12 protein-coding genes are annotated in these 14532 nt (G+C 62.8%); 3 read left to right on the forward strand and 9 right to left on the reverse strand.

The features are described from left to right. The first annotated feature begins 5 nt into the window (after positions 1 to 5). On the forward strand, positions 6 to 1817 hold the full coding sequence (locus tag AADW23_RS15825) for an aminopeptidase P family protein (protein WP_341861906.1): 1812 nt from the start codon (positions 6 to 8) through the stop codon (positions 1815 to 1817). 107 nt (positions 1818 to 1924) lie between these two features. Beyond that, a complete protein-coding gene (locus AADW23_RS15830) occupies positions 1925 to 2266 on the forward strand; it encodes a DUF427 domain-containing protein (protein ID WP_341861907.1) in 342 nt (113 codons plus the stop codon). Between the two features lie 10 nt (positions 2267 to 2276). Here the strand turns inward: AADW23_RS15830 and AADW23_RS15835 are convergent, their stop codons facing one another. The 6 genes from AADW23_RS15835 to ftsZ form a co-directional block, all read right to left on the reverse strand. Beyond that, on the reverse strand, positions 2277 to 3344 hold the full coding sequence (locus AADW23_RS15835) for a hypothetical protein (RefSeq protein ID WP_341861908.1): 1068 nt from the start codon (positions 3342 to 3344) through the stop codon (positions 2277 to 2279). A 63-nt stretch (positions 3345 to 3407) separates the two neighbouring features. Beyond that, complete coding sequence (locus AADW23_RS15840; RefSeq protein ID WP_341864346.1) at positions 3408 to 5039, reverse strand: chloride channel protein; 1632 nt, start codon at positions 5037 to 5039, stop codon at positions 3408 to 3410. A 254-nt stretch (positions 5040 to 5293) separates the two neighbouring features. Next, positions 5294 to 6943 carry a DNA repair protein RecN gene (gene recN / locus AADW23_RS15845; protein WP_341861909.1) on the reverse strand — a complete coding sequence of 550 codons (1650 nt, stop codon included), beginning with the start codon at positions 6941 to 6943 and terminating at the stop codon, positions 5294 to 5296. A 60-nt stretch (positions 6944 to 7003) separates the two neighbouring features. After that, positions 7004 to 7909 (reverse strand): outer membrane protein assembly factor BamD, encoded by a 906-nt coding sequence (locus tag AADW23_RS15850; RefSeq protein WP_341861910.1) that lies wholly within the window; start codon positions 7907 to 7909, stop codon positions 7004 to 7006. A 137-nt stretch (positions 7910 to 8046) separates the two neighbouring features. Beyond that, a complete protein-coding gene (gene lpxC, locus AADW23_RS15855; protein WP_341861911.1) occupies positions 8047 to 8964 on the reverse strand; it encodes a UDP-3-O-acyl-N-acetylglucosamine deacetylase in 918 nt (305 codons plus the stop codon). A gap of 287 nt (positions 8965 to 9251) precedes the next feature. Continuing rightward, positions 9252 to 10916 carry a cell division protein FtsZ gene (gene ftsZ / locus AADW23_RS15860; RefSeq protein ID WP_341861912.1) on the reverse strand — a complete coding sequence of 555 codons (1665 nt, stop codon included), beginning with the start codon at positions 10914 to 10916 and terminating at the stop codon, positions 9252 to 9254. On the opposite strand from ftsZ, the gene AADW23_RS15865 reads away from it, so the two are divergent. Beyond that, on the forward strand, positions 10915 to 11094 hold the full coding sequence (locus AADW23_RS15865) for a hypothetical protein (protein WP_341861913.1): 180 nt from the start codon (positions 10915 to 10917) through the stop codon (positions 11092 to 11094). The genes ftsZ and AADW23_RS15865 overlap by 2 nt on opposite strands. Before the next feature lie 15 nt (positions 11095 to 11109). Here the strand turns inward: AADW23_RS15865 and ftsA are convergent, their stop codons facing one another. Genes ftsA through AADW23_RS15880 form a run of 3 tightly spaced genes read right to left on the reverse strand, consistent with a single transcriptional unit; the run spans position 11110 to position 14353 of the window. Further along, positions 11110 to 12438, reverse strand: coding sequence for a cell division protein FtsA (gene ftsA, locus AADW23_RS15870; RefSeq protein WP_341861914.1), 1329 nt, complete (start codon positions 12436 to 12438; stop codon positions 11110 to 11112). Next, positions 12435 to 13400 carry a cell division protein FtsQ/DivIB gene (locus AADW23_RS15875; RefSeq protein ID WP_341861915.1) on the reverse strand — a complete coding sequence of 322 codons (966 nt, stop codon included), beginning with the start codon at positions 13398 to 13400 and terminating at the stop codon, positions 12435 to 12437. The genes ftsA and AADW23_RS15875 overlap by 4 nt, the downstream gene beginning before the upstream one ends. After that, positions 13388 to 14353: a D-alanine--D-alanine ligase gene (locus AADW23_RS15880; RefSeq protein WP_341861916.1), complete on the reverse strand. Its 966-nt coding sequence runs from the start codon at positions 14351 to 14353 to the stop codon at positions 13388 to 13390. The genes AADW23_RS15875 and AADW23_RS15880 overlap by 13 nt, the downstream gene beginning before the upstream one ends. Between the last annotated feature and the right edge of the window lie 179 nt (positions 14354 to 14532).

A 14532-nucleotide genomic window follows, 5' to 3' on the forward strand; every position in this document is an offset into this window, starting at 1 on the left:
TAAGCATGTTCCAAGATTTCACCGCATCGACCCGGCCCGAAGATGGCCCCCCGCGCCTTGCCGCCCTAAGGGCGCAGATTGCCAAGGTCGGGTTGGATGGCTTTCTTGTGCCACGCGCCGATGCCCACCAAGGCGAATACGTGGCCGACTGCGATGCGCGACTGGCGTGGGTGACGGGTTTCACCGGATCGGCCGGGTTTGCCGCCGTGCTGCCCGATGTGGCGGGTGTTTTCGTGGACGGACGCTACCGGGTGCAGGTGCGGGCGCAGGTGGCCGATGTCTTTACCCCCGTGGATTGGCCCGAGGTCCAACTGGCCGAATGGCTCCGCTCGGCCCTGCCCCAAGGCGGCAAGGTCGGGTTTGACCCCTGGCTGCATACGGGGCGCGAGATTGCGACGCTGGAAACGGCGCTTGGCGGCTCAGGCGTTGAACTGGTCCCCTCGAACAATCTGGTGGATGCGATCTGGACAGACCGCCCGGCCCCGCCCGCTGCCCCGATCACGATCTTTCCCGATGATATTGCCGGAAGAACCGCCGCTGAAAAACGTGCAGCCTGTGCCGAGGCTTTGCGCGATGCCGGCCACGGGGCGGCGGTGCTGACCCTGCCCGATGGGATTTGCTGGCTGCTCAACATCCGAGGCTCGGACATTGCGCGTAATCCTGTGGTCCAAGCCAATGCGATCTTGTTTGACGATGGCACCCTGCGCCTTTTCCTCGACGACGCGCGACTGACGCCAGACCTGCGGGCGCATCTGGGGCCTCAGGTGCACACTGCCCCCCCGTCCAGCTTTCCCGCTGCCTTGGAAGGGCTGGAAGGCACCGTGCGCCTGGATACCGCCAGCGCGCCCCACGCGATTTCGGAAATCCTGCAAGACGCGGGCGTGGATATCGCCGCCGAGCGCGACCCGACGGTCTTGCCCAAGGCCCGCAAAACCGACGCCGAGATCGCCGCCACAGGCACCGCACACCTGCGCGACGCCGTGGCGATGGCGCGGTTCCTGCATTGGTTCGATGAAACCGCACCCACCGGCACCCTGACGGAAATCGACGTGGCCAAACAACTCGAGAGCTTCCGGCGCGACACCGGCGCGTTGAAAGAGCTCTCGTTTGACACCATCGCAGGCGCCGGCCCCAACGGCGCGATCGTCCATTACCGGGTGACAGAGCAGACAAACGCCCAGGTCGTGCCCGGCCAATTGTTCCTGATCGACAGCGGCGGGCAATACGAGGACGGCACCACCGATATCACGCGCACCCTGCCCGTCGGCACGGTCGGGGATGAGGAACGCGAGTGCTTCACGCTGGTCCTGCAAGGGATGATCGCTGTGCACCGCACGCGCTTTCCCAAGGGTGTCGCCGGGCAGCATCTGGATGCGCTGGCCCGTGCGCCCTTGTGGTCCACTGGACGCGATTATGACCACGGCACCGGCCACGGCGTTGGCGTCTATCTGAACGTGCACGAGGGGCCGCAGGGCCTGTCGCGCCGCAGTGACGTGCCACTGGAGCCGGGGATGATTGTTTCAAACGAGCCGGGCTACTACCGTGAAGGGGCCTTTGGCATTCGGATCGAGAACCTGATCTACGTGGTGGACGCTCCCGAAGGGGCCGATCCGCACCGCAAGATGTTTGGTTTCGAGACCCTGACATTCGCCCCCATCGACCGCCGCCTGATTGTGACCGAAAGGCTCTGCGTTGCGGAACGGGACTGGCTCAACACCTACCACGCCGATGTTCTGGCCCGCGTCACACCGCTGTTACAGGCCGGGGGCTACACTGCCACAGCCGCCTGGCTGAAGGCCGCCTGCGCGCCGATTTAGAACCAACTCTGGCGCGGGCTCAGGCCCGCGTCAGGGCCGCGCCTTGTGCCTGCCGCATGTCGCAGGGTACATACAGCGCTCAATCAGACATTATATGGGAGTAATTCATGGCCGATCACATCTCGATCCGCTCAGCATCCGGCACTTGGGTCGTCCGCGCCAGCGGTGCCGTTCTGGGCGAAAGCTCTGCCGCGCTGGAACTGATTGAAGGCGATATGCCGGCGGTCATCTATTTCCCCCGCGAAGACATCGGGATGAGTTTTCTGGAGCAGACCCAGACATCGACCACCTGCCCGCACAAAGGCACAGCGACCTATTTCACTGTAACCGGCCCCGATGGCGACGCCGTCGATGCCGCGTGGAGCTACGAGACACCGCTTGACGGTGTGAAAGAGATTGCGGGCCACATTGCGTTTTACACCGACCGGGTGGCGGTCGAGAAGCTCTAGCGCGTATTGCTCAGCGGTTCAGAAGGAACCCAAGACGTCCGCCGTTCAGGGCATTGAGAAAAACCTCATAGGCGGCATTGCTTGCCGCGCCGTCGTCGCCCCAATCGCTGCGCATGGTCAGCGTGATGGACCCGCCGCCTGCGGAGATTTCCGGTTCGGCCGGGGATGGCAATTCGCTCAGGATTGGCCACGCCTCGCGCAGTCGAACGGCCAGGGATTCTGCGTCCACACCCTCGGCAAGGGCCAGAACCATCGCAGCGCCCTCTGTCTCTCGGTTGGCGAAATCGGCCAGGGCCAAAGCTTCGACCGGGCCCGCCTCTGCGCCGGTGATCGGCAACTCGGCCCCGTTGCGCAGCCAGCAACGGACCGAGACGACACCGCCCAGATTACCCACCCGCCGCAAGCCGCCAAGCAATGTCTGCGCATCGGCGCGGGCGGCGAGGTTCGCCCCCGTGGGCGCGCGCACCGCATCCAGCGCCGTCCACCCTGTAGCCCAGATCGCGCGATCCCCCAAGAAAAGCATCCGCAGGGGCAAGCCTTGATCGCCCCCGAAGGGATGGGCCGGATCACGCGCGAATGTATCTGCGGCGTAGTCGGTATCCCCGTGCCAAAGCACCGGGGCGCCGCCGCGGTCGTCTTCGGAAAGTCCGTTTGAAAACAACGCGCCCCGCAGGCGCATTTCGCTGTCGGGGAAGATATCCATCGCACCCACGCGCACCGTGCCTGCGGACACTTCCCATGTTTCCACCCAGTCGAGCGCCGTCAGCCCCACGGCAGCGCGGATCGCCGCATCCTCGGTTCCTTCGATGATGTCGCGTTGCAAGGGCGCGGCAGAGCGGAGCGCTGCAAACCGGTTTGGCGTGTTCGGGTTGCGCCCTGCCTGAGCGCCGCGCACCGCGATCCAGCGCACCGCATCGCCATTGCCGTAGCCCGCAATGATTGGCCCCTCCGCGCCGTCCAGCACCGCTTGCGGCACGCTGGAAAGCACGGTTTGCAACCGACCCGCCGCGCCCTGAGCAGCGGAGGTTTGGGCGCTGAGTAACAGCAGAGCGAGGGCGAAAAGAATCCGGATCAACATGGCTGCAAGCATGCCGTGTCCCAGCCCATTCACCAAAGAAATAATCTGTTTCCGAATGCCAAGTTAACTGTGTTCTTCCGCCGCCGTTGCCGCCAGCGCCTTGTTGTAGGCTTTCAGGGCATCGACGTGGAACAATGCCCCTTCAAGGGCCGGTGGCCCGCCTGTGGGAGACAATTGCACCACCGGCAAGAAGTCGAGGCCGGTGCGTTCAAAGATCGGCAAAGCCCGTTCAAGTGTCGCATTGGTGTCGGTGAAAATGCCCTGCTCGATCAAGGTCAGCAAACGTTCCTGCGGGGCGGAATTTTCGTGGGTCATGGGGCGCATCACGCGACCCACACGGAACATCGCCAGCAGATAGGCCTGCGGGCCGGCGGCAAGGTGGATATTGCGCCGCTCCAGCTGGGTCAGGAAGAAGCTGCGATGGACCATCTTGGACGCGACCGCCGTGGACATCGACACGGCGACCATCACCGCCAGACCGGTTTGCCAATCGCCCGTCAGTTCAAACACGATCAACGTGGTGGAAATCGGCGCCCCTAGAACCGCCGCCGCGACCGCCCCCATGCCGGCCAGTGCGTAAAGGGTCTCTGAGCCCGACACATCGGGGAAAATCCCCGTCGCCACCAAGCCAAAGGCCAGGCCCGAAATCGCCCCGATCATCAGAGAGGGCGAGAACACGCCGCCCCCCATGCGCCCCCCTACGGTGATCGCCGTGGCGATCGCCTTCAGGATCGCAAAGACGATGGCCTCCCATAGAAACAATTCTCCCGTCAGGGCGGCGGAAGTCGTCTCGTACCCCACGCCGATGATGTGGGGGAACCAGATGGCGATTGCGCCCAGGGCGAGGCCCGCGATTGCGGGGCGCAGATAGCGGGGCAGCTTTGTGCGTTGCTGCAGCGCGTTGCCCACGTCTTCGGCCCAGAAGGTGCCGCGCATGAACAAGACAGCGATGAACCCGCACAGGATGCCAAGGATCAGAAAAGCAGGAAGCTCTACGTAAAAGCGCAACATGCTTTCGCTTTCCAAGGTGAATTCGGTGACATCGCCAAACTCCAGCCGGTTAATCACCGTCCCCGCCGCGCTGGCAATGACGATGGGGGCAAAGGCATGGACCGCGAAGTGGCGCAGAACAACTTCAAGGGCAAAAATGGCGCCCGCGATTGGCGCATTGAAGCTGGCCGAGACGGCGGCCGCCACGGCGCAGCCCAGAAGATCGCGCCCGGTGATGCCATCGGCGTTGATCCAGCGCGATATCTTCGAAGAAATCACCGCAGCCAAATGCACCACCGGCCCTTCGCGGCCCGTGGAGCCGCCGGTTCCAAGGGTCACGAGGGATGCGAGCGCCGAGCCGATGCCCGCCCGCCCTTCAACCCGGCCATCATTGAGGGCCGCGCCCTCGATGACATCGGCCACGGCGCGGACCCGGCCATCGGGCGTAAACTTGTATAAGATAAGGCCTGTCACCAAACCACCGACTACCGGAATGATCAGGATCATCCACCAGGGAAGTCCCTGTGCGAAACTGTGCAGTGTCCGGACATCCTCGACGCCGTAGAGCGTTTCCTGCAACCAGCTGATGCCTTTACGGAACCCCAAAGCGGTGAAGCCCGCCGACACGCCGATCGCCAGTGCGATTAACCAGAATTGGAACTGGCTCGGTCCCTTTTCCAACAACAACGACCAGATGCCCCGCAAGGCGGTGACGCTTCTGGAGGCTTGGGCTTGAATCAGACCGCGCGGATCAATGGCCACGGGACAGGCTCACTTTCTGGCGCGGAACGCATCTGGGGGACACCGAGGGGCAACGCCGCGCGGCCGCCTCCCCTGAATACCATTACTTTAAAACGGTAGAGAAAGCTTAAGGATTTGGAAAGCCACAGCCCTGGAAATTCAGTGTTTTCCGACAATTGGGTGTGGCTGTCCGGCACGGCGGGGGGGGTATCGGGGGCCTACCCCTTGAGCAGAGCCCGTGCCGCGTCTTTTGCAGCGTCGGTTATCGTGTCGCCAGCAACCATGCGGGCAACTTCCTCCACGCGCTGGTCGTCGGACAGGGGCACCACGCGGCTGAAAGTCACGCCCTTTTCCACCGTCTTGGCCACTTGCCAATGATGCGCCCCAAGGGCCGCCACCTGCGGCGAATGGGTCACGACCAACACTTGCCCGCCCGAGGCCAGATCGGCCAAGCGCCGCCCAACGGCATCGGCTGTGGCTCCGCCGACGCCCCGGTCAATCTCATCAAAGATCATCGTTAACCCGGCCTGGTCCGAGGTCAGGCAGACCTTCAGCGCCAAAAGGAACCGCGACAGCTCTCCGCCCGAGGCGATGCGGTTCAGCGGGCCAGAGGGTGCGCCGGGGTTGGTGGCCACGGTGAAAGTGATCGTGTCCACGCCGTCAGGCCCGGCGGGGGCCTCTTCGCGGCGGGTTTCAAAGACGGCACGGTCCATCTTCAGAGGCGCAAGCTCAGCCCCCATGGCGCGATCGAGCTTCAGCGCGGCTTTCGCACGCGCCGCCGTAAGCTTATCCGCCGCCCCTTTATAGGCGGCGTCTTCGCGGTCACGGGTTTTGGTTAATTCTGCAATCTCGGCTTCTCCGCCATCAAGCGCGGCAAGACGTTGACCCAGTGTCTCGGCCAAACCGGCCAAATCATCAGCCAGCACGTTGTGCTTCCGTGCCAACCCGCGCAGGGCGAAAAGCCGTTCTTCCGTCATCTCCAACTCGGCCGGGTTGAACTCCAGCCGTTCCGCGAAACTGGCGACGCCGGCTTGCGCCTCGCCCAATTCCACCAGGGCGCGCTCCAGCGCGGCCATGGGCATTTCCAAGCGGCCCTCGGCGTGCTCCACCACCCCGTCGAGCCATCGGCTCGCGTCGCTCAACGCGCCTTCGGCGCCGTTCAGGCCAAGGGCGGTGATCGCCTGGGCCACATCTTCGCGCATCTTTTCGGCCGCTTGCATCATCCGGCGCTTGGCGTCCAACTCCGCTTCTTCGCCGTGCTCGGGGGCCAGCTTGGTAAGCTCAGCGACCGCGTGGCGGAGAAATTCTTCCTCCTCGCGCATTTCCACAAGCCGTTTTTCCGCCGCCGCCAGTGCCTTGCCCGCGGCCGCCTTGCTGCGCCAAGCGGTGGCCACCTTGCCGCGCAAGCCGTCGAGGTTGCCGTATTCATCCAGCATTGCGCGGTGGTTCCTGGGGTCCAGCAGCCCCTTGTCGTCCTGTTGGCCGTGTAGCTCTACCAACACATCGGACAAGGCACGCAAAACCTCGCCACTGACGCGCCGGTCGTTGACCCAAGCGGTTTTGCGACCTTCAGGCGTGTTAATGCGGCGCAGGATCAGCTCGTCCGAGGCTGGCAAGCCCGCTTCATCCAATACGGCATAAGCGGGGTGGCCTTCGGGCAGATCGAACTCTGCCACCACTTCGCCCTGCGCCGCGCCCGTGCGCACCAGATCAGCGCGGCCCCGCCAGCCAAGCACAAAGCCCAAACTGTCGAGCAAAATCGACTTTCCCGCCCCGGTTTCCCCGGTCAACACATTGAGCCCCGGCTGAAACGCGAGTTCCAGACGGTCAATAATCAACATATCGCGGATATCGAGATGGCGCAGCATAGATTGTGTGTTGCCCAAAGCAGGCGGAACGGTCAAGCGCTTACGGCATTCCCGCCCGACTTACAGCCAATCCCCACGCACGGTCTGCTGCCAGACTTCGCGCAGCCAGTTTTCTCCGGCGGCTTCCAATGACAGCCCCTGCCCCGTCAACTGACGGTAAGCGTCGTCATAGAACGGCGAAGACTGGAAGTTGTAGCCAAGGATCGCGCCAGCGGTTTGCGCCTCTTGCGTCAGACCGAGTGCAAGGTAGGCTTCCACCAGACGCAACAGGGCTTCCGGCGTGTGCGACGTGGTTTGGAATTCCTCTACCACAACCCGGAACCGGTTGATCGCCGATGTGTAATGTTCGCGGCGCAGGTAGTAGCGGCCCACTTCCATTTCCTTGCCCGCCAGATGGTCAAAGGCGAGGTCAAAGCGCAGGATCGCGTCTTGGGTGTATTCGCTATCGGGATACCGCTCGATCACGACACGGAGCGCTTGCAGCGCCTGATAGGTCACGCCCTGGTCACGGCCCACTTGGTCGATCTGGTCATAATAGGACAGGGCAAGAAGATACTGGGCATAGGCCGCGTCTTCGTTGCCGGGGTAGAAATCAAGGTAGCGTTGGGCCGCCACACGGGCTGCCTCATAGTCGCCATCCTCGTGATAGGCAAAGGCCGCCATGATCAGCGCCCGCTCGGCCCATGTGGAATATGGGTGCAGACGCTCCACCTCGATAAACAACTCGGCTGCATTGTCGGCGCGACCGTTTTCCAGCTCAAATTCGGCTTGCTGATAGATCGTCTCGGCGTCCAGCTCTTCCAAAGGGATGTTCGCATTGCGCCCGGCAAAGAAACCGCCGCCGCCATTGCCGCTGAACAGGCCGGTGCCAAGGAAACCATTGCCTCCACCACCGCCGCCACAGCCCGCCAAAACGAGCGTCAGCCCAAGGGCTGCACCGGAAAGTCGAAAGCGGTTGGTTGTCATGCGATTAGCCTCAAACCCATAGTCCTGAGCCCGATCCCGGACCCTGTCGGCACTGCTCTAGCACATTCCTTTTGCGGGCAAAATCCCTCAACCGACACGAAGATGCACCGAAGTGATAACGTGATGTTGTGGCCACGTCATGCGACGTGCGCAAGATCTGCTGATTTTACGCCAACGCCGGGCAATGCGGCCGCCTGATCCGGCGTGCATTCCACGAAACGCACCGCTCCCGGCGTGGCGAAAAGATTGCGAAGCAACTGGTTCGTAACCATGTGGCCCGCCCGGAAACCGGTGTAACAGCCCAGAATGGGAGCACCGGCCAAGGCCAAATCCCCCAATGCGTCCAACATCTTATGGCGCACGGCCTCATCCGCATGGCGGAAGCCACCGGGGCTGAGGACGTCGTCGCCATCCACGACGACTGCATTGTCGTAGGTCCCGCCCAGGGCAAGGCCCGCCTCGTGCATCATGTCCACGTCGGCGCGGCGGCAGAAGGTGCGGCTGTCGCACAATTCGCGCACGAAACGGCCATTGGCCAAATTGGCGATCCGCCGCTGATAGCCGATCGCCTTATCGCTGAATTCGATGGTGTAATCCATCTCCAGCCCGCGGGAGGGCGACAACTCGGCCCAGGCGTCGCCATCTTCGGCGCGAACGGTCTTGAGGATTTCCAGCGCGTGGATTGGCGCGGATTGGCGCTGGATACCTGCATCGAGGATCGCGCGCACGAAGGGCGCGGCAGACCCATCGAGGATCGGAAGCTCGGGGCCATCCACCTCGATCAGGGCGTTATGGATACCAGAGCCGATCAGGGCGGCCATGATATGTTCGACAGTGGAAACTTCGGTCCCATCTTCGGCCACCAACTTGGTGCACAGGCGGCTTTGGGGGACAAGATCGTAGCGGGCGGGGATCATTGCGGCATCGTCCAGGTCGGTGCGGCGGAACCAGATGCCGACGTTGGCGGCTTGCGGCAACATGCTGACACGAGTCAAACGCCCGCTGTGAAGACCGACCCCACTGAATGTGGCTTTTCTGCGAAGTGTTGCCTGCATCAAACTGCCCGCTCTTCCGTCCCAACAAATTCCGCGGCGTCGATTGCGTAAGACGCTCTGCCGGAAGCGGCTCTGGCGCTAAAAGGTTAACGCATGGTTTCCGCTGTATATGGGGGTAACGGGGGGCAGCGCTAGGAGCAACTCAAGCTTTATGACGCCTTGCAACAATGGGTGGCGGTGTGGGCGAAAACTTGCCTACATCTTGTGGGTAACTCTGTAACACTCTGTACTTAATACGAAAAAGACCGGCGCGAGGCCGGTCTTTCCTGTCACAATGTGACTGCAATTTAGTTCGCTTGGCGGCGCAGGAAGGCGGGAATTTCAATCCGCTCCTGATCGGGGTCAACAACGCCATCATCCGCCGCGTGATGCTGAGGCGCCGGCGCGGGGGCCGGAGCCGCCATTGTGGGCTGACGACGTTCGGCCGGGGCCGCGCCATCTTCGCCGGTGCCCGTCATACGGTTGATGAGCGAATTTATGCCGAAGCCGCGTTTCTGAGGCTGTTCACCGCCAAAACCACCCTGCTGCTGAGGTGCTGCTACGGGTGCAGCCTGAGGTGCGCGGGGCGTATCACGCTGGATGGCAGCACGCAGACGGGCCAAAGCTTCGGGCGTTGGGGCACCGCCGGCGGCGGGCTTGGGGGCCACGTAGCCCTGCTGATCTTCAGCCGCGACAGCCACCGGAGTGGGTTGCTGCGGTGCAGGTGCAGGTGCGGGTGCAAAAGCGGCAGGCGCCGGCGCGGGTTGATAGGCAGGCGCTGGCACGTCGTCTTCGGCGACCAGATCCGGTTCTGCCTCGGCGGGGGCCTCAAAACTTTCAAACAAGGAGGGCTCGGGCGGCGTTTCCGCGGCGGCTTCCTCATACTGCTCCACCTCTGCGGTGGGTGCGGCGGCCGGCGCTGGTTTGGCCTCTGCGGCGGCGGCGACGGCGGAGCCCGTGGCGTAGAACTGACGCGAAGGCATTGGCACTTCTTCCTGACGCTCTGCCGCGTCAATGCCGGTTGCCACAACGCTGACGCGCATCTGGCCTTCCATCGCCGTATCCAGGGTAGAGCCGACGATGATGTTCGCCTCTGGGTCCACCTCTTCGCGGATGCGGTTGGCGGCTTCGTCCAACTCGAACAAGGTCAGGTCGTACCCACCTGTAACATTGATCAACACGCCACGCGCACCACGCAGGCTGATCTCGTCCAGCAGCGGGTTGGCGATCGCCTTCTCGGCGGCCTGCATGGCGCGGTTGTCGCCATCGGCCTCGCCCGTGCCCATCATGGCCTTGCCCATTTCGTTCATCACAGCGCGAACATCGGCGAAGTCGAGGTTGATAAGACCGGGGCGAACCATCAGGTCCGTCACACCTTTAACACCTTGATAAAGCACATCATCCGCCATGGCGAAGGCTTCGGTGAAAGTGGTTTTTTCATTCGCCAGACGGAACAGGTTCTGGTTCGGAATGATGATCAGCGTATCGACGACCTTTTGCAGGGCTTCGATGCCCTCATCGGCCTGACGCATCCGCTTGGTGCCTTCAAACTGGAACGGCTTGGTTACAACACCAACGGTCAGAACGCCCAACTCCCGCGCGGCTTGCGCGATAATTGGTGCAGCGCCGGTGCCGGTGCCGCCGCCCATGCCCGCGGTGATAAACGCCATGTGGGCGCCCGCGAGGTGGTCGACGATCTCTTCGATGCTTTCCTCAGCGGCGGAAGCGCCAACCTGAGGGCGTGCCCCTGCGCCGAGACCTTCGGTCACGCGCTGACCCATCTGGATACGCGCGTGCGCGGTGGATTGCTGCAATGCCTGAGCGTCGGTGTTGGCAACAACAAACTCACAGCCATCAAGCTGTTGGTCGATCATGTTGTTCACGGCGTTGCCGCCTGCGCCACCGACACCGAAGACGGTGATACGGGGTTTCAGCTCGGGTTGAGCGTCGGTCATGGTAAGATTCAGAGTCATGGATACTGTCCGCCTGTTCTTGTCCTGGCCCCCGATCTTCTGGTCGGAATTGCCGAATTTGCCTCATTTATTGAAGGCCAGCGTACCGCCGTTCCCCTGCGTCGTCACGCAGAAAATACGCCCCATGCGCGAAATGTGGCCGTTTTGTGGCGAATTTATCGGCGATTTAGCGGTCTGACCCCATATGCAGGGGTCACCAGTTGTCGCGGAACCATTTTACAGCGCGACGAACGGACCGTGCAGGCAGCCTGTCGGCGGGCAAATCGAAGTCCCACCACTCGTCCTGAGGGCTCGCTGCAAACAGCGCCAAACCGACACAGGCCGAGAACGCCGAGCCATAGGCCGACTGCGGCAGGCCCGCCACCCGCATGGGCCGCCCCAGGCGCACCTGGTTGCCCAGAATGCGCGAGGCAAGACCATCAAGGCCGGGGATCTGACTGCCGCCCCCGGTCAGGACGATCCGTTGCGACGGCAGATGTTCAAACCCTGCCGCATCCAGCCGCGCCCGCACGTCTTCAAGGATTTCTTCGACCCGAGGGCGCATGACGCCGATCAACTCGGCCCGTGATACGGTGCGGCGGTCGTGGTGCCAATCACCGGTGTCGCTGTCCAACTCGATGATCTCTCGGTCATCCAGACCCGTGGCCATGAGACCGCCGAACTTGGTTTTGATCCGCTCGGCCATATCCACGGGGATATGCAGACCTTGGCTGATGTCGCGCGTGATATGGGCCCCGCCCATGCGCACGGTATCGGCAAAGATCATGTGTTTTTTCATGAAGATCGACAGGCTCGTGGCTCCTGCCCCAAGGTCGATGCAGGCCGCCCCCAGTTCTTGCTCGTCCTCCACCAGTGAAGACATGGCCGCGACATAGGGCGCAGAGGCCACGCCCGCCAGTTCCAGATCACAGCGTTTGACGCAGTGTAGAAGCGTCTCGATCGCGTGGCTGTCCACGGTCAGCAGATGCATGTCACACGACAGGCGGTTGCCCACATGGCCGCGCGGGTCCGACAGGCCCGAGCGATTATCGAGAGAGAAGTTCACCGGCTGCGCATGCAGCACTTCGCGCGACGCGCCGATATCGGGCATGTCGCAGACGGACAACACGCGGCCAATATCGTGATCTTCCACGGCGCCGGTTTGCAAATCGACTTCACCGGTCAGGCCATAGCTGCGCGGCCGTGCACCGGAAAGCGAGACGATCACGTGATCGACACGGGCGTTGGCCATTTTCTGGGCGGTTTGCACAGCGGTGCGGATGGCACGCTCGGTTTCTTGCACCGTATCAATCTCGCCAAACTTGACGCCGCGCGACCGGGTTGTTGCCGCGCCGATCACCCGGAACGAGGATTGCCCGGCCATGGCGCCGATGCCGTCATCCTCAGGCTCGGTGCCGTCGAATTTCAGCACCAGACAGGCCACCTTGAAGGTGCCGATGTCCAATACGGCAATCACGCCGCGTCGCATGGCTTCGGTACGTTTGGCCCGCATGGCCCGTTGTGTTTGATAGAGAAGATTCATCCGCTCGTGTCCCCATCGGATCTTTCAGCCGCCAGCGTACGCATACGCTGTAGCTCTTCCATTGCATCATCGGTCAACCGCACGGTCGGGCGACCGGGGTTGCGTAAATCAACTGCTGTCACGTCCCGCGACAGGATTTCACCCACATCATGAAGCGCCAGCACACGGTCCAGCGCGGCAGTCGCTCCGAATTCGGGCAGCATGATCCGCGTTTCGTTGGTCAGCACCACATCCCACCGCCGTTGCCCCATACGCACAAGCCCATGGACGCGGTCGCCAAGAATGGCTGCCGCCTCGATCAGCGCCAGCGCCTCGGTCACGGCCAGATCGGCCCCCTCCCCGCCCAGAAGCGGCAAAGGGTCTTCAATCTCTCGGGTGCCGAAGCCCGCAACGAAGTGACCTTCTTCGTCGATGATGCTCAGCCCCTCATGGGTCAGCCACAGGGCGGCGGGGATACGTTCGTCGATGCGCACGGCCAGATAGCCGCCGGACTGAATGCGCAGGTCAGCGCTGCGCACGGGGGGCAACGCCTCCAGGCGGCCGCGCAATTCATCAAGGTCCAGATCGAAGGACGAGATCGGCAGGTCCAGCGCAAGGGCGGCGCGGACCTCTTCCGTGACATCATCGGAGGCACCGTCGATCCCCAGCACGTTTACGCGAAACTCTGGCCGGTTCTCAACCTCGCGGCGGATCTCATAGGCGGCCTCAAACAAACCGTTAATGCGGGCCTCATCGCTGAGATACCAGGCAACGGCAGCAAACAGCGCGAACAGCGGGATGCCGATGTTGAGCGCTTTGCGGAAGATCGGCGTGAGCCAAAGGCGGGTCACACGGTAGCTGAGCTTGGAGGGGGCCGGATCATGGGGGGCTGCGCCGCCGGACCCGTTGCGACGGGGAATGATCGACCGAACGGAGGTGCGTTGAATGTGACGAGGCGCCTCGCCTGCTATTACCGGTCGCATGACGCATCCTCCACCAACCAAGCGCAGAGTTTACCAAAGCTCATGCCCGTCGCCTGCGCCTGTTCGGGCGTCAGGGATGTGGGCGTCATGCCAGGCTGCGTGTTCACCTCGAGGATAATCAAACCATCAAGGCCGCGTGCCTCATCCCAGCGGAAATCGGTACGGCTGACACCCTTGCAACCGAGCGCCGTATGCGCCCGCAGGGCCATGTCCATGCAGGCATCCCAGATCTCTTGCGGCACCTGCGCCGGCACCACATGGCGCGAGCCGCCGGGTTTGTATTTCGCATCGTAGTCGTACCAGCCATCGGTAAGGATATCGGTCACGGTCAAAGCGCCGGGATCGCCGGGCTTGTCGCCCAGGACAGAGACCGTCAGCTCGCGCCCTGGCGCAAAGGTTTCAACCATCACCTCGGCGGGCATATCGTCGGACAGCTGCGGCGGGCCGTTGGCGGCCTCGTTCACCAAATAAACCCCGACGGAGGAGCCTTCATTATTGGGTTTCACCACATAGGGCGCAGGCATCACATGAACGGCGCAGACATCTTCCTTGCGGGCAATCACGCTTTCGACCACCGGCAAGCCATGGGCCTTCAGAGCCACTTTGGCGCGGGTCTTGTCCATGGCGAGGCTTGAGGCCAGAACGCCCGAGTGGGTGTAGGGAAGGCGCAACCACTCCAACATGCCCTGGACGCAGCCATCTTCGCCCCATCGACCGTGGAGCGCATTGAACACAACATCAGGTTTAATTTCGGACAGACGTGCGCATAGCGCGGCCCCGGCGTGGACCTCGCCCGGATCAACTTCGATAACGTCAAATCCCTCTCCGCGTAACGCCTCGGCGCACCCTTGACCGGTGCTAAGCGACACCTCGCGTTCCGCAGAGGGGCCACCCATCAAGACGACGACACGAGATGGAAGGCTGCTCAACCCTGCCACCGCTTCTGTCCTCATTTTGTCCGGCTGATACGTTGCCTGCCGGATCGATTATCCCCGCTTATGCGGAGCCTTGCGTTGTTCTTTTGTTGCGCAGCTTGATCCGAAAACCGGTTCCCACTTTTCGGGCTGCGCTGTCTTTTCTTACCGCGCAGCTTGATCCGAAAACCGGTTCCCACTTTTCGGGCTGCGCGTGG

It is taken from the genome of Gymnodinialimonas sp. 57CJ19 (genome assembly GCF_038396845.1).
Taxonomy (GTDB): domain Bacteria; phylum Pseudomonadota; class Alphaproteobacteria; order Rhodobacterales; family Rhodobacteraceae; genus Gymnodinialimonas.